Origin of the sequence: Stenotrophomonas thermophila, from assembly GCF_001499715.1 — a bacterium.
Taxonomy (GTDB): domain Bacteria; phylum Pseudomonadota; class Gammaproteobacteria; order Xanthomonadales; family Xanthomonadaceae; genus Stenotrophomonas; species Stenotrophomonas hibiscicola.
In genome coordinates, this window is record NZ_CVIW01000056.1 from 69,540 (window position 1) to 87,930 (window position 18,391).

At 66.0% G+C, this 18,391-nt stretch carries 15 protein-coding genes; 6 read left to right on the top strand and 9 right to left on the bottom strand.

Annotation, left to right across the window (positions count from 1 at the left end; translation table 11 throughout):
* The 5 genes from BN1263_RS17320 to BN1263_RS17340 are packed head-to-tail and all read right to left on the bottom strand — an operon-like array spanning position 1 to position 6,967.
* A complete protein-coding gene (locus BN1263_RS17320) occupies positions 1–1,188 on the bottom strand; it encodes a GDSL-type esterase/lipase family protein (protein WP_058982913.1) in 1,188 nt (395 codons plus the stop codon).
* A 14-nt stretch (positions 1,189–1,202) separates the two neighbouring features.
* Positions 1,203–1,955, bottom strand: coding sequence for an SDR family NAD(P)-dependent oxidoreductase (locus tag BN1263_RS17325; RefSeq protein WP_021202372.1), 753 nt, complete (start codon positions 1,953–1,955; stop codon positions 1,203–1,205).
* A gap of 46 nt (positions 1,956–2,001) precedes the next feature.
* On the bottom strand, positions 2,002–3,306 hold the full coding sequence (locus BN1263_RS17330; RefSeq protein ID WP_058982915.1) for an MFS transporter: 1,305 nt from the start codon (positions 3,304–3,306) through the stop codon (positions 2,002–2,004).
* A complete protein-coding gene (locus tag BN1263_RS17335; RefSeq protein ID WP_058982917.1) occupies positions 3,303–5,531 on the bottom strand; it encodes an oligoalginate lyase in 2,229 nt (742 codons plus the stop codon). The genes BN1263_RS17330 and BN1263_RS17335 overlap by 4 nt, the downstream gene beginning before the upstream one ends.
* Positions 5,528–6,967 (bottom strand): polysaccharide lyase 6 family protein, encoded by a 1,440-nt coding sequence (locus BN1263_RS17340; protein WP_058982919.1) that lies wholly within the window; start codon positions 6,965–6,967, stop codon positions 5,528–5,530. The genes BN1263_RS17335 and BN1263_RS17340 overlap by 4 nt, the downstream gene beginning before the upstream one ends.
* Before the next feature lie 242 nt (positions 6,968–7,209).
* On the opposite strand from BN1263_RS17340, the gene BN1263_RS17345 reads away from it, so the two are divergent.
* Positions 7,210–10,101 (top strand): TonB-dependent receptor, encoded by a 2,892-nt coding sequence (locus BN1263_RS17345; protein WP_058982921.1) that lies wholly within the window; start codon positions 7,210–7,212, stop codon positions 10,099–10,101.
* A gap of 107 nt (positions 10,102–10,208) precedes the next feature.
* Entirely contained in the window at positions 10,209–10,952 is a 744-nt protein-coding gene (locus BN1263_RS17350) for a FadR/GntR family transcriptional regulator (RefSeq protein ID WP_021202377.1), read from the top strand.
* A gap of 740 nt (positions 10,953–11,692) precedes the next feature.
* Here the strand turns inward: BN1263_RS17350 and BN1263_RS17355 are convergent.
* From BN1263_RS17355 to msuE, 3 genes are read right to left on the bottom strand one after another with little or no spacing between them, the layout of a single operon-like run.
* On the bottom strand, positions 11,693–12,721 hold the full coding sequence (locus tag BN1263_RS17355; protein WP_019659754.1) for a methionine synthase: 1,029 nt from the start codon (positions 12,719–12,721) through the stop codon (positions 11,693–11,695).
* A gap of 42 nt (positions 12,722–12,763) precedes the next feature.
* Positions 12,764–13,741, bottom strand: a complete 978-nt coding sequence (locus tag BN1263_RS17360; RefSeq protein WP_058982924.1) for a DUF1852 domain-containing protein — start codon at positions 13,739–13,741, stop codon at positions 12,764–12,766.
* A gap of 57 nt (positions 13,742–13,798) precedes the next feature.
* On the bottom strand, positions 13,799–14,386 hold the full coding sequence (msuE, locus tag BN1263_RS17365) for an FMN reductase (RefSeq protein WP_058982926.1): 588 nt from the start codon (positions 14,384–14,386) through the stop codon (positions 13,799–13,801).
* A gap of 75 nt (positions 14,387–14,461) precedes the next feature.
* On the opposite strand from msuE, the gene BN1263_RS17370 reads away from it, so the two are divergent.
* The 4 genes from BN1263_RS17370 (at position 14,462) to BN1263_RS17385 (ending at position 17,364) form a co-directional block, all read left to right on the top strand.
* Positions 14,462–15,376: a LysR family transcriptional regulator gene (locus tag BN1263_RS17370; RefSeq protein ID WP_021202382.1), complete on the top strand. Its 915-nt coding sequence runs from the start codon at positions 14,462–14,464 to the stop codon at positions 15,374–15,376.
* Positions 15,376–16,260, top strand: coding sequence for a methylenetetrahydrofolate reductase (locus BN1263_RS17375; protein WP_058982928.1), 885 nt, complete (start codon positions 15,376–15,378; stop codon positions 16,258–16,260). Before BN1263_RS17370 ends, BN1263_RS17375 begins: the two co-directional genes overlap by 1 nt.
* Before the next feature lie 87 nt (positions 16,261–16,347).
* On the top strand, positions 16,348–16,875 hold the full coding sequence (locus BN1263_RS17380) for a DUF6622 family protein (protein WP_058982930.1): 528 nt from the start codon (positions 16,348–16,350) through the stop codon (positions 16,873–16,875).
* 108 nt (positions 16,876–16,983) lie between these two features.
* On the top strand, positions 16,984–17,364 hold the full coding sequence (locus BN1263_RS17385; RefSeq protein WP_019337724.1) for a hypothetical protein: 381 nt from the start codon (positions 16,984–16,986) through the stop codon (positions 17,362–17,364).
* Between the two features lie 61 nt (positions 17,365–17,425).
* Here BN1263_RS17385 and BN1263_RS17390 read toward each other — a convergent pair whose 3' ends face one another.
* Positions 17,426–18,328, bottom strand: a complete 903-nt coding sequence (locus BN1263_RS17390) for a LysR family transcriptional regulator (RefSeq protein WP_010485668.1) — start codon at positions 18,326–18,328, stop codon at positions 17,426–17,428.
* Positions 18,329–18,391 lie beyond the last annotated feature (63 nt).

An 18,391-nucleotide genomic window follows, 5' to 3' on the forward strand; every position in this document is an offset into this window, starting at 1 on the left:
TCACTCGGGGGTAGTGCAGCCCAGCATGCGCAGATCGATGGCATCGGCCATGCGCCGGTAGCCTTCATCGTTGGGATGCAGATGGTCGCGGGTGATCTCGTTGGGCAGCGATTCGGCTGCCTTCGGGTCACGCAGCGCGGCGTCGAAATCGATGATGCCATCGAACCCGGTCTTCCCTCCGCGTGCCCACTGGTTGATCGTGATGCGGGTGGCTGCCGACACGGGCTCGTAGCGCTCGGAGCCGCCGAACGGAGTCAGCGTGCCCAGCCAGGCGCGGATGCCGTGCGCATGCAGCCGCGCTGCGACCTGCTGGTAGCCCAGCAGCATGTCCGCCGCACTGCGTCCAGGCAGCGGCTGCGCGCCACCGCCGTGGCGTATGTCATTGATGCCTTCGAACAGGATCACCTGATCGGCGTCGGCCACCGCGATCACATCGCGATCCAATCGTGACAGCGCACTGTGGCTGCGGCCATGGTCAAGCAGCTTGTTGCCGCTGATGCCCTGGTTGAGTACCACGAACCGGTTCGGGCAGGCCTGCTGCAGGCGCTGCGCCAATCGCTCCGGCCACTGGTTGAAGGTGCCGCGGCGTGCGGTGGCGCCTTCCGTGATGGAATCGCCCAGCGCCACGATTACCTGGGGACGATCATCACGCTGCACCATCACTGCCGAGAACACGTTCTGCTGGTAGCTCAGCCGCACGCTGTCGGCGACGGCTGTCTGCCTGCCATCTGCGACCCGCAGCTCGGTGCGGCGCACGGCGGGGCGGGTGGGCTGCGGGAAATAGGCACTCACGCTGATTTCCTGCAGCGCCGCCACCGGCATCCGTACCGGGTCGCTCAGCAGCGCGGCTCCGACCGGCACCTCGATGACCGCGCGGCCATCCACCGTTACCGGCAGCGGTGCGGCCTTGCCGTCCTTCACTTCCACGCGCAGGTCCTCGACCCGCAGCGGCGCCGTGCCGAGCTCGTTGCTGATGCGCAGCCGCAGCGCATCGCCACGGCTGCCGATACGCATGTCCTGGCGCACGGTCTGCGCGGCGAACTGAACCGGCGCATCGGACGTTCCGTCCTTGCGGTCGGGCGCGGGCGCGGCCGTCCAGGCAGTGACCCACACGGGTGCGGCCCACGCAGCGGGCGCCGTTATGGCGGAGCAGAGCGTCAATGAAAACAGAAGTGTCCAGCGCTGCATGGGCAGGATTCCAGTCAGGAGAAGTAGGTGCCGCCGTTGACGTCCAGATTCGCACCGGTAATGAACGCCGCCGCATCCGAGGCCAGGAATACAGCGGCGTCAGCGGCTTCGTCCGGCGCACCCTGGCGGCGCAACGGGGTGGCGCCGGCAACGGCCGTGCGTACTTCCGGCTTGGTGAATTCATCGTGGAAGCGGGTGGCGATCATGCCGCAGCACAGTGCGTTCACACGGATACCCTTCGGCCCCAGCTCCTTGGCCATGGCGCGGGTGAAGGTCATCACCGCCGCCTTGGCGGTGGCGTAGATCGATGCGCCCGGGCCGCCACCATCACGACCTGCCTGCGAGGCGAAGTTGACGATGGCTGCGCCTTCGCGCATGTGCGGCACCACCGCGTGCGTGGTCAGGTAGGTCGAGGTGAGGTTCAGGTCCATCACGGTGTGGAAGAACGCCGGGTCGATGTCGGCCAGCGGCCGGCGCTGCACCATGCCACCGGCCACGTTCACCAGCAGGTCGATGCGCTCGCCGAACGCGGCCTGTGCCGCAGCGACCAGGCCGGCGACGGCCGTGGCGTCGGTGACGTCGGCACGGTGCACGATGGCCTGGCCACCGGCCGCACGGATCTGTGCCAGCGTTTCCTGGGCACTGGCTTCATCATTGGCGTAGTTGATGCAGACGCGTGCACCGGCGGCAGCCAGCTTGATCGAAACGGCGCGACCGATATCGCGGCCACCGCCGGTGACAATGGCCACCTTGTCCTGGAACGACATGCGGAAAACTCCTTGGTTTGCGGGGGAATTGAAGAGAGATGCAGGCTCAACTGCCGCGGCGGTCGAGCTTGTGGATAGGTCCGGTCCACCACCACAGCGCGGCCAGCGACAGCGGCACCAGGGTGGCAACGAGGATGAAGATCGGGGCATAGGAGTGGCGGGTCAGCACCGGCACCAGCCAGGTGGTGATCAAGGTGCCGGCCACGGCGGCCAGGCCACCCAGGCCTGCCAGCGTGCCCACCGAGCGGCCGTCGAACAGGTCGCCCGGCAGGGTCTGGATGTTGCCGATGGCCACCTGGAAGCCGAACAGCACCGCGGCGATGGCCAGCACGGCAAGCAGCGGCTGGTTGGCCAGCACGGCACCCAGCAGGGCAGGAGCCATGACCACGCAGCCCAGCGTGATGGCCAGCTTGCGGGCGCGGTCCACGCTGTGCCCGGCGCGGATCATCCGCCCGGATAGCCAGCCGCCGCTGAGGCTGCCCAGCATCGCGCCGACAAACGGCACCCAGGCGAACAGGCCGATCTGCTTGATGTCGAAGCCGAAGGTTTCAGCCAGATAGATCGGCAGCCAGGACACGAACAACCACCAGATCGGGTCGAGCAGGAAGCGGCAGGCGAGCATGCCCCAGCTCTGCCGATGGGCCAGCAGCGAACGTACGCTGGCCTTCGGCGCCACCACCGCCTGTTGCCCGGCCTGGTCTTCCTGGATCAGCCGGCGCTCGGCATCGCTCACCCATGGGTGTTTGTCCGGCCCGGCGCGGTAGACAAACAGCCACGGCAGCAGCCACAGGAAACCTATGGCACCGACCAGCACGAAGGTACCGCGCCAGCCCAGCCACAGGTAGAGGCCGGCGATGGCCGGCGCGGAAACGATCGCGCCGATCGACGCGCCGGCGTTGAACACGCCTTGCGCCAATGCGCGCTCGCGCGCCGGGAACCACTCGGCATTGGCCTTGACCGCGCCCGGCCACGCCCCGGCTTCGCTGATGCCGAGCATCGCCCGCACCAGGCTGAAGGAGAGCATCGAATGGGTGATCGCGTGCAGGGCGATGGAGATCGACCACACGCTGATCGACAGGGCGAAACCCAGGCGCGTGCCGATCATGTCGAACAGGCGCCCGAACAGGAACTGGCCAGCGGCGTAGAACAGCATGAACACCGTCACCAGCAGGGCGTAGTCATCCTTGGTCGCGCCCACTTCCCTGGCGATTTCCGGCCACATTACCGCCAGTGCGTTGCGGTCGATGTAGTTGATCACCGTGGCCACGGCGATCAGGCCCACGATCAGCCAGCGCACGGCCGACCGTACCGGCACCTTGCGCAGGTTGGCCACCACCGCAGGGCCGTTCATTTGCCGTCAACCTTGCTGCGGTCCATGCGTGCATGGCTGCCGCTCCAGCGGTAGGCATGGCCGTCCACGCTCACGCTGTGCTCGCCCTTGGCGCTGCTGTCGTCGGCCACGCCGAGGGCGATGCGTGCACCGCTGGCCAGGCGCAGCTCGATCACCTCGGCATCGTTGCCCCGGCTGCGCACGATGTCCCTGATGCGGCTGTCCGCGCCGTGCACGTATTCGGCGGTGCCGTTGTACTCGCCGTGCGGCTCCAGCACGCTGAAGAAGGTCACGTCCTTCTGTCCGTCCACGCGCTGCAGCAGGGCCGGTTCGCGGCGCAGGTTGAATTCCGGATCGTTCGCGCCGCTTTCCACCAGCAGCGCCTGTGCCGGCGCACTGCTGCCGAAGCGGTAGGTGTAGAAGCGCCCGTCCAGCAGCCATGCCAGCGACCGCGGCTCGCTGCCGGGCTTGCTGCGTGCATCCAGCCACAGGTGCTGGTAGCCGTTGTCCTTGCCCAGCACCGGGCGCTGGGCGGGGAAGTGTTCGGCTTCGAAGCCGGTGGTGACGATGTGGCCGTTGAAGTGCAGCGGCAGGTCGTAGCGCGCGGCCTTGCCGCCGTGCACCTGCAGCAGGTCCAGCGCGACCGGCAGGCCCAGGTCGGGATGGCGCAGCAGCGCCTGGGTGCGCGTGAACACCACGCCGGGGTAGGCGTCGCGCATCGTTGCCGAGGCAATCTGGGTATCGGCATCGGCCTGGAAGAAGCGCACGTGCGGCGCGTGTTCCTCGCCGCGTTTCCAGTCGCCCTTGAAGTGGCTCTGCTCGTCCACCACCAGGGTGTTGTGCGCCACGGTCTGCTTGGCCCAGCTGCGGTTCTCGGCCAGGTAGATGCCGCCGCGCTTGGCTTCCACGTTGAGGAAGCGGGCGGCGCCGTAATCGGTCACCACCGGGTTGCCGTTGTCGTAGAACAGCCAGTTGAGCTTGTCGAAGTGGCCGTGGCCCATGCCCTGCATGGTGTCCTTCTGGACCAGCGCCTGGCCGCGCTCGCCGTTCATGCGCAGGATCGCCAGGCCGCCGCGATCGCCGTCGGGGCCATCGCGCAGCAGCATCGGCCGATAGTCGAAGGGCCTGGTCTTGTTCGCCGCCAGCGCCTGCGCCACCTTCAGCCCTTCGGGCGACAACAGCAGGCGCTTCTGCTGCTGGGCTACGGACAGCAGGCGGTCATCACCGGTACGCGCGTAGGCGATGCCGATGCCGGCCACCAGCTCTTCGGTGTCGATGCCCTTGTCCAGGATGGCGTCGTTGATCGGGAAGAACAAGCCGTTGTAGCTGGACTGCACCAGCACATCCACGGCCTTCAACAGCACGCCGTCGCGGCGCGCGAAGATCTTCCGCTGCGGTTCGTTGCGTTCGATGGCATTGGCGAACAGCAGGAACGGCGCCAGTGCATAGCGCTGGTAGTAGGGGCCTTCCTCGTAGTAACCATCGGGCGAGAACAGCAGGTCGATCTGCCGAAGAAAGCCGAATTGATCGTCCTTCCGGCTGCCGCGCAGGGATTTCTCCACCAGCTCAGGGTCGCGCAGCACGTAGCCGGTCATGCCGGTGGCGGCCACCGCCCAGGTGGCGTGGTTGTGGATCTGGTCGTAGTTCTTCGGCTCGCTGACGAGGAACTCGGCCATTGGCCGGAACACCTTCGATTCTATGGTGTCGCGGTCCTCGGCGGACAGCGTGTCACGGATCGCGTCGTAGCCCTGGATGGCGTTGACCAGCCATACCGAATCGTTGAGCACCTGCCAGAACACGCGCCCGGGGATCTGCCCACGGCCTTCCGGGTGCGGGCCCAGCGTCGGGTAGAGCTGGGCATACTGCAACAGCATGTCGCGCGCATAGTCCACGTAGGCCCTGTCGCCGGTCAGCCGGTACAGCGTGCCCGCCGCCAGCAGCGCCTGGTAGTTGCGCTTGTGCTGTTCATGGGTGCGCCCGCCGCCCTTGTCCTTGGGTACCGGCACGTCGATACCGGCCTTCATCATCTTCTTCAGCGTTGCCTCGGTGCGTGCCTGCTCTTTGGCAAACCACGGGTAGCGGCGGCCTTCGCTGGCCATCTGCTGCCATTGTGCGGCGGTGACCAGCACCGGCGCGGCTTCGGCCTGTCGCACGGCAGCAGTGGGGGCTGCGAACAGCGATGCGCTCGGCAGCAGGGCGAAGGGGGCGGCCAAAGCCAAGGAAACGAACAGCGGCTGCAACCTCATCGATCAACTCCATTGCGGGTGCGTGACAGGGCAACTTCGCCCACCTTGGGATACCAGGCGACGCCGGTCGCCTCGCGCGCGGTCATCGCCAGGGCAGGATCGGCGCCCACGGCGGGCAGGGCAGACGTGGCCACCCACAGTCCGCTGGCAGCCTGCTGCAGGCTGACGCCACGGCCCTCTATGCCCCCCGGGAACACGGCGCTGGCTGCCGGCGACTGCACGTTGCCGCTGAAGTCGATGCCGGCCAGCGAACTGGCGGCAGTGGGCGGATTCCGGTTGTCGCGGTTGACGATCAGGTTGCCGGTGAAGCGGCTGTTGCTGGCGGCCACCACGATGCCCTTCGCCTCATCATGGCCGACGCCGAAACTGATCTTCGCCACGTCCACGAAGGTGTTGCGGCTGATCGTCGCATTGATCACCGGCGCATAACCGGACAGCGGCGGATTGGCCTGCCCATCCATCACCGCCAGCGCCGACCGGTTGCTGGACCCGACCAGCCGCTCGAAGTAATTGTTGCTGACGGTCTGGTCGGCGTTGATGATGCGCACGCCGCCGGTGCCGGCCTTGTCATCGCCGAGGAAGACGTTGTCGATCACCCGGTTGCCGTTGCCATGGCGCAGGGTCAGCGCGCCGGCCGAACGGAAGAACACGTTGCCGCGGTAGGTGTTGCCGCCGGACTTGTTGCTGATGATCTCGGTCTCGCCGTCGCAGCCTTCGAACCAGTTGTTCTCCACCGTGGTGTTGGAATCGCTCAGTGAGCTGTCGCTGGTGCCGACGCGGAGGGTTTCGCCGCCATTGACGCCCAGCGCCGGGCGCGGCCCGAACCAGTTGTGGTCGATGCGGTGCTGGTTGTCCAGGCCCTGGGTGGCATCGCGCACCACCACGACTGTGGGTCCCGCATTGGTCTTGCCGCGCAGCTGGCTGTGGTCCAATCGATTGTGGCTGCCATACAGCGACACCCAGTAGTCCTGGTCGCTGGCATCGGGGTTGGTGTAGTCGTCGATCACCAGGCCAGTCACCCGGCTGTGGCTGGCCACCGCCTTGCTGGATTCGCGGAACGCCACCACCGCATCACCCGGCGCATAGCCGCTGCGGAACACCAGGTTGGACACCTGCAGGTAGCTCCCCGCCAGGCGCAGGTCCGAGCGCCCGCTGAAGATGACCTTGCCGGCGGTCTGCGCGCGCAGCACGATCGGGGCATCCGCCGTGCCCTGGCCCTTCAGCAGCAGCCGGGCGTCGGTCCAGGTGCCGTCAGCCAGCACGATCTCATCGCCGGGCTGCAGCGCCGAGGCGGCGGTAGCGAACTCCGCGACATCGTGGACGAGCCAGCTGGCTGCACTTGCTGCTGGAGTGGTCAGGCACATTGCCAGACCAGTGGTCAGGCAAAACAGCCATGAACCATTGGATCGGTGACGCGCCAGCGAGTAAATGCGCATGAAATCCTTCCGGGGACGGCCGGGCCGTCGTTTCAGGGTGGGCCTGCATACCACTTTCAGGTCTGTTGTAAGCCAGCTTTCGCGCAAAGTCATGCTGCATGAGCACATTAAATTGCGATCAACTGGTATGGATCAAAGGCATTTGAACAATCGCATACCAATTGGTTGACATTTTCATGTCGCCGTGCCGAAGCTGCGTCCCACGCCTGGCATGCAGGCGATCCTTTTGGGAGGAGGAAACCATGCGGCGACCCGCCGGAGCAGTGCACAGCATCTCGTTGTCCCCTACACCCCTGATCGTGGCGCTGCTTGCCGCATTGGCTGGCCTGCCCGCTGCCCACGCGCAATCCGGCAAGGACGCGGCAGGGCAGGATCCCACCACGCTGGACCAGGTGCAGGTCACCGGCATCCGCGAATCGATGCAGAGTTCGATCAACAAGAAGCGCGACGACACCGTCATTGCCGACGTGCTCTCGGCCGATGACATCGGCGACCTGCCGGCGCCATCGCTGGCCGATGCGATCGAGACCCTGACCGGCGCCGCTTCGACCCGCGACAAGACCGGCGCCTCGGAAATCTCCATCCGTGGCCTGGGGGCCTTCCTCAGCAGCACCAACTTCAATGGCCGCGAGATCACCAACGGCAGCGGCGACCGCTCGGTGAACTTCAACATGTTCCCCGCCGAGCTGATCAATACGGTGGCCATCTACAAGACCCAGCGCGCCGACATCATCGAAGGCGGCGTGGCTGGCACCATCGGCCTGGAAACAGTGCGCCCACTGGAGTACGGCAAGCGTGCGGCGCAGCTGGACCTGCGCGGCAGCTGGGCCGAGTATGACAAGAAGTACCGCGACGACGACGGCATCGGCTATCGCGGCACCGCCAGCTACATCGACCAGTTCGAGTTCGGCAACGGGCAGAAGCTGGGCATCTCGCTGGGCTTCCAGCGCCTCGATGGCACCGACCCGGAAGAGAGCATCACCAGCGGTTCCACCTGGTATGCCTGCGATGGCACGCAGAACGTGGGCAATGCCAACTGCAATGAAGTGTCCGCGCAGGCCATCGCCAACGGCGCGCCGTACTACCTGGTGCCAAGCAGCCGCATCTACCGGCTCAAGCAGGAGCGCAACGACCGGCAGAGTGAGTTCGCCGCACTGCAGTGGCGGCCCAATGACGTCGTTGAAGTAAACCTCGACTTCGAACACACCGAGCGCAACTGGTACGAGAACCGCAGCGACCTGAGCCTGTCCAACGCCCGCCGCGGCATCACCCAGCGCGAGGTGGGCGAGGACGGCATCGTGCGCCACCTGCATGGCAGCACCTCGATTGATTCCACCTCAAACCGCTACTGGCGTGGCGAGGAATACACCGGCGGTGGTCTGAACCTGATCCTGCGACCGACCCCGGCCTGGGAACTGTCCACCGATCTTTCGTACTCACACACCAATCGCCTCGACAGCGAGCGCATGACCCGCCTGCGCGCCAACCAGCGCGACGTCAACAATGCCGTCGTTCCGGGCATCAGCAGTGGTGCCACCGGCTACGTGGACTATGACTGGGACTGGCACGGCGAAGTGCCCAGTGTTGCGCTGGCGCCGAATTTCGACCCCAACAACTGGGACGCCTACACCGGCGCGGCGCGCGTCACCTCCAGCGCAACGGAGAACGACCACAGGATCAAGGCCGGCCGCTTCGATGCCAGCTTCATGCCCGAGTCCGGTTTCTTCACCCGCATCAAGGGCGGCGTGCGTGCCAGCCAGGCCGACTACCGCCTGCGTGACAACACCCTGGTAACCGACTACGACCAGCGCGTGGTGGCCGACAAGGCGAAGATCATCGCCGCCAACCGTGCCTGCCGCGCGCCGTTCCCGCAGGATGACTTCATGGATGCCGCCAGCGGCAACACGATCTCCTCGTGGGCGTACTTCGATCCGGACTGCCTGTACCAGTCGTTCCGCGGCAGCCTCGACAGCGGGCTGGATCCGGGTTTCCAGGACCCGAACAATGTTGATATCACCGAGAAGACACGCGCGCTCTATCTGATGGGTGAGTTCAGCAGCAGCCTGTTCGGCTTGCCGGTGACCGGCAACCTGGGCCTGCGCTGGGTCAAGACCGATGTGCGTTCCGAAGGCGTGCGTACCGGGTTGCGCATTGAGGACAACGGTGACGGGACGATCCGCCTGCAACCCACCGGGCAGTACAGCACGCAGGTGTTCAAGGCGGGCAACGACAAGCTGCTGCCCAGCCTCAACGCGGCCTTCGAACTGCGCCCGGACGTACTGCTGCGGGTCGGTGCATACCGCGCTATGTCACGGCCGGACATCGCCGCGCTGGGCGCCGGGCGCACCATCAACGTCAGTAGTGATGCCACCTACGGCAATCTGGCCGACGCGCTGGATGACATCAGTGCCAGCGGCAACCCCGCTGCGCAGCCGCTGATGTCCTGGAACGGTGACCTCTCCCTGGAGTGGTACCCGAACCCGGACACGATGCTGGCCGGCGCGGTGTACTGGAAGCAGTTCAAGGGCGGCACCGCCACCGCGCTGGTGCCTGAGACCTACACCATCGACGGCCGGAGCGTGACCGTGCCGGTGCGGCAGCAGGTAACCACCGACGAGGACAGCACGCTGACCGGCTTCGAGCTGACCGCCACCCATCGACTGTCTTACCTGCCCAAGCCGTTCGACGGGCTGGGCTTCAAGGTCAGCTACAACTATGCCGATGCCGACTACCAGACCCAGGATTCACGGCTGGGCGAGCAGTTGGCCGGTGATGGCACGATCATTCCGGCGATCGTGCCGCCGGCCGGTCTCAGCGGCTTCTCGCGGCACGTCCTGTCCGGCTCGATCTACTGGGACGTCGGGCGCTTCAACATCCAGGCCATCGGCAAGTTCCGCTCGCACTACTACCAGGACTTCACCGGCAACACCGCGCAGCAGAACCGCTACTACGATGACAACACCAGCGTGGACCTGCGCCTGCGCTACCGGGTGAACAAGCAGTTGTCGCTGTCGCTGGAGTTGATGAACCTGACCAACGAGCCGCGCGTGGCCTACCAGCCGCTTTATGGGAACTTCCGCGAAGTAGTGACCTACGGGCGGCGTGCGTATTTCGGTGTACGATACAAGTTCTGAACAGGGCGGCGCGGCCAGTGGCCGCGCCGTCGCTCCAACCGGACCCTCGCCGGCCGCGGTGGCAGGGCAGGGACCCGGAAGGAATTGAATTGCCAAGGGTCAGCCGCATGTCCGCCAACCGCCTTTACCAGACCATCGCTGCCAAGCTCCGCAAGCTGATAGAGGACGGCGAGTTCCCGCCGGGCTCGCGGCTGCCGGGCGAGCGCGAGCTGGCCGAACGGTTTGGCGTCAGCCGGGTCACCATCCGCGAAGCGGAGATTGCACTGGAGGCACAGGGCTGGATTGCGATCCGTATCGGTTCGGGCGTGCACGTGAAGCCGCGCCCGACGCAGGCGTCCGGCGGGCTGCCGGATGTCAGCGCCTTCGACCTCACCGCTGCCCGCGCGGTATTCGAGGCCGAGGCCGCCGCTCTGGCGGCAAGCAATCTGGATGATGCCGGCATTGCCGAGCTTCAGGCGTTGGCCGAAGCGCTGTGCCGTCGCGACCTGAGCGACGCGGAAGCCGGCGAGTACGACCGCCGCTTCCACCTGACCATCGCGCGCCTTTCCGGCAACCCGGTGGTGGAGTTCTTCGTGCAGCAGATCTGGCGCATGCGCAGCGAGTTGCCGCGGGTAACCGAAGTCTATGCGCGGGTCTGCCATGATGATGGCGCCAGCCGTGCCGACGAGCACATGGCCATCTTCGAAGCATTGCGCGCACGTGATCCGGTGGCCGCGCGCAATGCGATGCGCCATCACTTCCAGCGCCTGTTCGAGGCCATGCTGCAGGCGACCGAAAGCCAGGCGCTGGAGGAGATCCGCCGGCGCACGCAGCAGGATCGTGAACGGTTCCTGGCCACGACGCGGATCTGAACGACGGAGCGGACACCGGCCGAGCGTCTGCGTGCCGCGACCTGGCCAGCGCCGGGGGTAATGGCTGTTGCATCGTTGAGCATGCCGGCGGGTGATCGCCGGTGATGTGTCATGCCAATGATGCATGCCGGTGCCGAGAGGGCAGCGACCATACTGCACCGTTGCATTTCCATTGAACGATTCACGGCCGCGGCTACGTGCCCATTCGAATCTCATCCCCTGCGACGGCAGCCCGTATCCTTCCTGCATGCATTCCTTCTCCGATCTTCGCGGTCTCCCGGCAGTCCCCGCGTCCTCCGGCTGGGTGCAACGCGGTGAGCGCTGGGATCTATGGTGGAGCGGCCGCATCGTGGCCACCATCGTCCCGCACGCAGTGCTCGGCTTCCAGGTGTACCTGGATGCACGCAGGATGTCCCCGGCCAAGGTGGTGCACGCGGTGAATGCGCGGCAAGCCCGGCGCTATGCCGAGCGCTGGTGCGCGGCTCGGCTTTGCCCCCGGTTGCGGCTGCGCGACGCGGTCGCCTGTCTTGTGGGCGCCGCGCCTTCGGCAGGCGCGGCGCGGCCGCCGCCGCTCACACGGGAGCAGCGCCAGCAAGCGCGCCGCCTGGCCGAGGCCGGGACAGGGGAGGTGGCACGCATCAAGCAGGCGCTCGCACCGCGGCAGCCCGCCAGGCCCTTGGGGCAGTTAACGTGTCAGGCGTGGTCGGTACCCGGCAGGACGCCCACAGCCCTGGCAAGCGCTACGCCGAAAGCTCCTCACGCACGATCCTGGCCCCTTCGCTGAGCGCGCGCAGCTTGCCCCTGGCCACGGTGCGGGCCAGCGGCGCCATGCCGCAGTTGGTGCTGGGGTAAAGCTTGTCGGCATCCACGAACTGCAGCGCCCTGCGCAGGGTGTCGGCCACTTCTTCCGGTGTTTCCACCGCGCTCGAGGCCACGTCGATCGCGCCTACCATCACCTTCTTGCCACGGACCAGCTCGATCAGGTCGATCGGCACGTGCGAGTTATGGCATTCCAGTGAAATGATGTCGAGGCTGGAGGCCTGCAGTTTCGGGAACGATTCCTCGTACTGGCGCCATTCCGATCCCAGCGTCTGCTTCCAGTCGGTGTTGGCCTTGATCCCGTAACCGTAGCAGATGTGCACGGCTGTCTCGCACGTCAGCCCTTCGATCGCGCGCTCCAGGGCGGCCACGCCCCAGTCGTTCACTTCGTCGAAGAACACATTGAAGGCCGGCTCATCGAACTGGATGATGTCCACGCCGGCCGCTTCCAGCTCCTTCGCTTCCTCGTTGAGGATCTTCGCGAACTCCCAGGCCAGCTTCTCCCGGCTCCTGTAGTGGGCGTCGTACAGCGTGTCGATCATCGTCATCGGGCCGGGCAGCGCCCACTTGATCGGCTGCGCAGTCTGGCGGCGCAGGAACTTCGCATCCTCCACGAACACCGGCTTCGGACGGCTCACGGCGCCGACCACGGTGGGCACGCTGGCATCGTAGCGGTTACGGATGCGCACGGTTTCGCGCTTTTCGAAGTCAACGCCGCTGAGATGCTCGATGAAGGTAGTGACGAAGTGCTGCCGGGTCTGCTCACCGTCGCTGACGATGTCGATGCCCGCGTGTTGCTGTTCCTGCAGCGACAGGCGCAGCGCATCCTGCTTGCCTTCAGCCAGGCCTTCGTCCTGCAGCTTCCAGGGCGACCAGAGCTTTTCGGGTTCTGCCAGCCAGGACGGCTTGGGCAGGCTGCCGGCGGTGGAGGTGGGGAGCAGTTTCTTCATCGGTGTGGGGTTGTCCTGGAATGCGAAGGGGAAATCGATGGATCAGCGCGCAGCCCACTGCTCAAGCACGGCGCGGTACGGCTTGATGAAGTGCTCTTCGGTGAACCGGCCCTGCTTGACCGCCAGCTGGCTGCGCTCTTCGCGGTCGTAGACGATGCGGGTGGACGAGTAATCCTGGTGCTTCAGGCTGGGCTGGTAGACCTTGCCGGCCACGGAATTGGCGTTGTAGATCTCCGGGCGGTAGATCTTCTGGAACGCTTCCATCGTGCTGATGGTGCCGATCAGCTCCAGGTTCGAGTAGTCGCCCAGCAGGTCGCCCTGGAAGTAGAACGCCAGCGGCGCGACGCTGCCCGGCGGCATGAAGTAACGTACCTGCAGGCCCATCTTGTCGAAGTAGTGGTCGGTGGCGGAGAACTCGCCCTGCCGGTACTCCACGCCCAGAATGGGGTGATGATTCTCGGTGCGGTGGTAGGTCCTGCTGCTGGAGACGCTGATGCAGATCACCGGCCCCTTGCGGAAGCTGGCGCGGTAGGCGTCCGATCCCAGGAAGTGCTTGAACAGCTTGCCGTGCAGGTCGCCAAAGCCTTCCGGAAGGCCGAAGGTGGCCTTGCCCTCGTTGCTGGCCGGCAGCACCACGCTGAAATCGTAATCACGCACGTAGGACGAGAAATTGTTGCCGACGATGCCTTCGGTACGCGCGCCGGTCCGCGTGTCGACGATGGTCGGTTGCAGCACCTCGATCAACGGAAACGGATCGTTGCCGTCGGCGCCGTCGATGTGCATCTCCACCGAGATGATGTCCAGCTCGACGGCATAACGATCGGCGCTCGGGTTGTCCCAGTGCGTCAGGTCGTTGAAGCGGTTGTTGATCATGCTGAGGGTGTTGCGCAGGTTTTCCCGCCGGGAAGCGCCGCGCGCCAGATTGGCGAAATTGGTGGTGATGCGCGTGCCCTCGGCGGGCTGGTAGTCCTCGTTGAAGGGGATGCGCGTGATGCTGAAGGTGAAGGTGTCGTTCGTCATGGGCGGCGTTCCGTGATGCGGGGTGACATCCGGATGCGGGGCGAGCGCATCCGGCATTCAGGGTGCTGCGGCAGCCTCGAGGGCGGCGACGGGCTGGCGGGCCAGGGCCAGCAGTGGCATGGCTCGGTGGACCGCCAGTCGAGCGCGCTCGATCAGCGGTTCGTTGCGCACGCGGCCGTCGGCGAAATCGCGGTCGGTGGCATAGACGCCCACCGGCAGGGTGCGGGCCTGGAAGAAGCTGAAGAGCGGCCGCAGCTGGTGGTCGATCACCAGCGCATGGCGCTCGCTGCCGCCGGTCGCGGCCAGCAGGATGGGGGTGTCGACCAGCGCATCCTGGTGGATGAAGTCGAAGAAATGCTTGAACAGCCCGGTGTACGAGCCGCGATAGACCGGCGTGCTCACCACGAGGACATCGGCCTGCTCGACGGCAAGCAGCTGGCGCTCGACAGCCTCGGGCAATTGTGAGCGGCACAGGGCGCCGGCCAGCTGCGGGGCGAGCTCGCCGAGCTCGATCAGATGGTGTTCGCAATGGACGTCGTTGCCGATCACGCCCAGCAGATGCTCGGCCAGGAGGGTGGCCCGCGAGGGGCGCTGCAGTCCGCCGGACACGGCGACGATACGGAGAGGGTGGTGGGATGAAGGCATGACCCGATCCTAGTCATGCCTTTCCATGACGTAAAATGGTATTACTTCACCTATCCATGAGTGAGATTCATCGTCATGCTGGAGCGCATCCACCTCAGCATCGTGCAGCAGGTCGAGCAGCAGGGCTCGCTCACCGCCGCCGCCGGCGTGCTCAACCTGACCCAGTCGGCGCTCAGCCACAGCATGAAGAAGCTGGAGCAGCAGCTGGGTACCGAGGTCTGGCTGCGTGAGGGTCGCAGCCTGCGGCTGACCCAGGCCGGACAGTACCTGCTGGCAGTGGCCAACCGGGTGCTGCCGCAGCTGGACCTGGCCGAGGAGCGCCTGCGCCAGTTCGCGCAGGGCGAGCGTGGCGCGTTGCGCATCGGCATGGAGTGCCATCCCTGCTACCAGTGGCTGCTGAAGATTGTCTCGCCCTACCTGGCGGCATGGCCGGACGTGGATGTGGACGTCAAGCAGAAGTTCCAGTTCGGCGGTATCGGCGCATTGTTCGGCTACGAGATCGACCTGCTGGTTACCCCCGACCCGCTGCTGAAGCCGGGCCTGAAGTTCATTCCCGTGTTCGACTACGAACAGGTGCTGGTGGTGGCCGGGAACCATGCCCTGGCCAAGGTGGACCACGTAAAGCCGCGCCAGCTCGGCCAGGAAGTGCTGATCAGCTACCCGGTGCCGTTCGAGCGCCTGGACATCTACAACCAGTTCCTGCTGCCGGCCGGCATCACCCCGCGGCGCCACAAGGCCATCGAAACCACCGACATCATGATGCAGATGGTGGCCAGCGGCCGCGGCGTGGCTGCCATGCCGCGCTGGCTGGTGGAGGAGTACGCCACGCGCATGGACGTGGTGCCCGTGCGCCTGGGCGCCAAGGGCATCCCCAAGCAGATCTACCTTGGCGCGCGCGAGGCCGATACCGGTATCGACTACCTGCAGGCCTTCATCGAACTGGCCCGCAACAGCTCGCCGCTTGCCGGCAATGCACGCGAGGCGCGCTGATGCCGGCCGGTACCTCAGCGCAAGCGGAAGCCTTCATCAACGCCTTTTCACTGGAAGTCGGTGCGAAGGCCATGCCTGCGCTGCGCGCCGAGGCGGATCGGATCCCGCGCGGTACGGTCATCTCCATTCCCTGGCTGGCCAGCGAGGATGACGACGCCCGCCTGGCCGCCGTGCGCACCGTGCGCGCGCTCGGATTCGAGCCGATGCCGCATCTCTCCGCGCGGCGCATCGGGTCACGCACAGCGCTTGAACGCTTCCTGGAGCGCGCCACCAGCGAAGCCGGGGTGGAGCGCTGCCTGCTGATCGCCGGTGACCTCGCGACGCCTGCCGGGCCGTTTGCCGACAGTGCTTCGATCATCGAGACCGGGCGTCTTGAGCGTTTTGGCATCAAGGTCGTAGGTATCGGCGGGCATCCGGAAGGCCATCCGGCGATGAGCGGCGACGCTCGCTGGCAGGTACTCGAACGCAAGTGCGAAGCCATCGAAGCGCGCCGCATGGCGCCTGTGATCGTCACCCAGTTCGCCTTCGATGCCGATGCCGTGCTGGCCTGGCTGGATGCACTGCGCGCGCGCGGCATCAGCGTTCCGGTGCTGGTCGGCGTGCCGGGTCCGGCCAGCATCGCCCGCTTGCTGCGTTATGCGGCGATGTGTGGCGTAGGCGCCAGTGCATCGATGCTCGCCCGGTACGGCATCTCGATCGGCCGCCTGCTCGGAACGGCGGGGCCGGAGGTTTTCGTCGATCGCCTGGTGAAGGGGCTGACCAGCGCGCATGGCCAGGTCAGTCCGCACCTGTTTCCGTTCGGCGGTGTTGCCTCCTCGCTGGAGTGGATCGAGCAGCACCGGCAGCGTGTTCGCGGTGCGCGCGGCGTAATCCACGAAGACTGACAGCTGTCACTGGTCGCCATTGGGGCGGAAGCGAATAGTGAGCGGCAAGGCGAGGCACCTCGCCACCCCTCACCAAGGAGACCGCTCATGAACATGCTCCAGCAACTCGCCTCGCAGACGCCGATCTGGGTCTGGCTGCTCCTGGCCTTCCTGGTCACCCGTGGCATCGCCGCCATGAAGCCTGCAGAAACCTCGCTGCACAAACTGGCGATCGTGCCCGCGCTGTTCGCCGTCTGGGGCGCGTGGTCGATCAGTCATCGCTTCGGCGCGTCGCTGGCCGGCTGGAGCGAGTGGCTTGCCGGCATAGCCACGGGCGCGGCACTTGCCTGGCTGCTGCTGAATCGATTGAAGCTGACGCTGGACCGCAGCACCGGCAAGCTTTGGCGCAGCGCGGACTTCAGCCTGCTGCCGCTGCTGCTGGTCACCTTCCTGGTGAAGTACGGCTTCGAAGTCGCATTTGCGGTGTCGCCGTCGCTGACCGCCCATGCCGGTTTCAGTGCGGCCTACCTGCTGCTGACGGGCGGGTTCACTGGCATCTTCGTCGGCAAGTACGCCCGGTACCTGGCCTCGCTGCGGGTGGATGCGGCGGGCAAGGGACTGGAAACCCCAGGCTGATTGACCTGGTAGTGCCGGCCGCTGGCCGGCTTCCCCATGCAGCGTTGCGCGGGGCTGGCGCAGGCGTCACGATGCCCGCCACTGGCCAACACCGGAAACGCTGACGTCATGAAGACCACATCCTGGTTCTGGATCAACGTGGCCAGTCACTTCGGCATTGTCGCAGCCCTGGCTTGGCTGCCCGCACGGTGGACGGGGCAACTTGTGGAAGCCCTGGCCGGGACTCAGCCGGCTATCGGCGACACCCGCCATTTGGCCTTCATAGGCTCCATGTTCGGCTTCTGCGTGACCGCACTGATCCTGATGGGGGTGTTGACGGTCACCGGCGAACTGCTGGGTTTCTCCAGGCCCTATGCGCGACGGTCGGAGGCCCAGAACGAAGCGCAGGCCGTCCACCGGAAGGTACTGCTGACTGCATTCGCCACGCTCTCATGGGTGGCCGTGGGATCGCTTGCAGGTATTGCGTCGATCTTCGCGGCCTCGTCATGAAGGGCGACCCTGTCAGCGCCCAGTGTCCCGGAACGGATGGGTGCGTGAACTGCGGGACTGCTCACGCCTCCCCACGCCACTGGCTCATCAGCATCTGCAGGAATCGCTCCGCCGTGGGCGAGAGCAGGGCGCCGCGGCGGCGGACGATGCCGATCGTGCGCGACACCACCGGGTTGCCGATCGCGCGAGTCACCAGGGTGGGGTGATCCCCATCTGGCGTGGCCATCTTCGGTAGCACCGACACGCCGATGCCCGCCTCGACCATGCCCAGTGACGTCGACAGGTGGGTCACTTCGTAGTGCCAGCTCAACTTGAGGTTCTCGCGCGCCAGCGCACCATCCAGCAGCGTGCGGTTGCCGCTGGTGCGATGCACGGTGATCAACTGGTGCTCGGCCAGGTCGGCCCATTCCACTTTGCGCTTGCGCGCCAGCGGATGATCGCGACGGCACGCCAGCACGAACGGGTCCTCGGCCAGCACGTCGAAATCGAGATTCGGATCGTTGGCGCCCATGAAGTTGATGCCGAACTCCACTTCGCCACGTTCCACTGCCTGCAGACCCTCCGTGGCCGGGATATCCAGAATGCGGAAGCGCACGTTCGGGTGCGCTTCGTGGAAACGCGCCATCACGCTGGGCAGGAAGTAGAACGCCGCCGTCGGCAGGCAAGCGATGGTCACTGTCGCGCCGCGGGTGTCTTCGCGGCCGCGCAGCGAGAACAGTGATCCATCGAATTCCTCCAGCATGCGGCGCACCAGTGGCAGCAGGTTCTCGCCGACAGCGGTGGTACTGACGCTGCGCGTGGTGCGCTCCAGCAGCGGCGACCCCACCGCCTGCTCCAGTTTCTGGATCCGGCGGCTGAGTGCCGGCTGGGAGACGTGAAGGATTTCCGCGGCCCGATGAAAGCTGCGTGTCTCCGACACCAGCAGGAACGCACGCAGGTCGAGGATTTCGCAATTGATGCTCATTACGTATCAATCATCCAAAAATCAGCAATTCACAGATCAATTGAGGTCATGCCAGTATCGAAT

Bases quoted from the DNA above. Each gene is read 5' to 3' on its own strand.
- BN1263_RS17385 (WP_019337724.1), top strand. From the start codon at position 16,984: ATGAAGACCACATCCTGGTTCTGGATCAACGTGGCCAGTCACTTCGGC.
- BN1263_RS17325 (WP_021202372.1), bottom strand. From the start codon at position 1,955: ATGTCGTTCCAGGACAAGGTGGCCATTGTCACCGGCGGTGGCCGCGAT.
- BN1263_RS17390 (WP_010485668.1), bottom strand. From the start codon at position 18,328: ATGAGCATCAATTGCGAAATCCTCGACCTGCGTGCGTTCCTGCTGGTG.
- msuE (WP_058982926.1), bottom strand. From the start codon at position 14,386: ATGCCTTCATCCCACCACCCTCTCCGTATCGTCGCCGTGTCCGGCGGA.
- BN1263_RS17355 (WP_019659754.1), bottom strand. From the start codon at position 12,721: ATGAAGAAACTGCTCCCCACCTCCACCGCCGGCAGCCTGCCCAAGCCG.
- BN1263_RS17370 (WP_021202382.1), top strand. From the start codon at position 14,462: ATGCTGGAGCGCATCCACCTCAGCATCGTGCAGCAGGTCGAGCAGCAG.
- BN1263_RS17320 (WP_058982913.1), bottom strand. From the start codon at position 1,188: ATGCAGCGCTGGACACTTCTGTTTTCATTGACGCTCTGCTCCGCCATA.
- BN1263_RS17380 (WP_058982930.1), top strand. From the start codon at position 16,348: ATGAACATGCTCCAGCAACTCGCCTCGCAGACGCCGATCTGGGTCTGG.
- BN1263_RS17375 (WP_058982928.1), top strand. From the start codon at position 15,376: ATGCCGGCCGGTACCTCAGCGCAAGCGGAAGCCTTCATCAACGCCTTT.
- BN1263_RS17345 (WP_058982921.1), top strand. From the start codon at position 7,210: ATGCGGCGACCCGCCGGAGCAGTGCACAGCATCTCGTTGTCCCCTACA.
- BN1263_RS17330 (WP_058982915.1), bottom strand. From the start codon at position 3,306: ATGAACGGCCCTGCGGTGGTGGCCAACCTGCGCAAGGTGCCGGTACGG.
- BN1263_RS17335 (WP_058982917.1), bottom strand. From the start codon at position 5,531: ATGAGGTTGCAGCCGCTGTTCGTTTCCTTGGCTTTGGCCGCCCCCTTC.
- BN1263_RS17340 (WP_058982919.1), bottom strand. From the start codon at position 6,967: ATGCGCATTTACTCGCTGGCGCGTCACCGATCCAATGGTTCATGGCTG.
- BN1263_RS17350 (WP_021202377.1), top strand. From the start codon at position 10,209: ATGTCCGCCAACCGCCTTTACCAGACCATCGCTGCCAAGCTCCGCAAG.
- BN1263_RS17360 (WP_058982924.1), bottom strand. From the start codon at position 13,741: ATGACGAACGACACCTTCACCTTCAGCATCACGCGCATCCCCTTCAAC.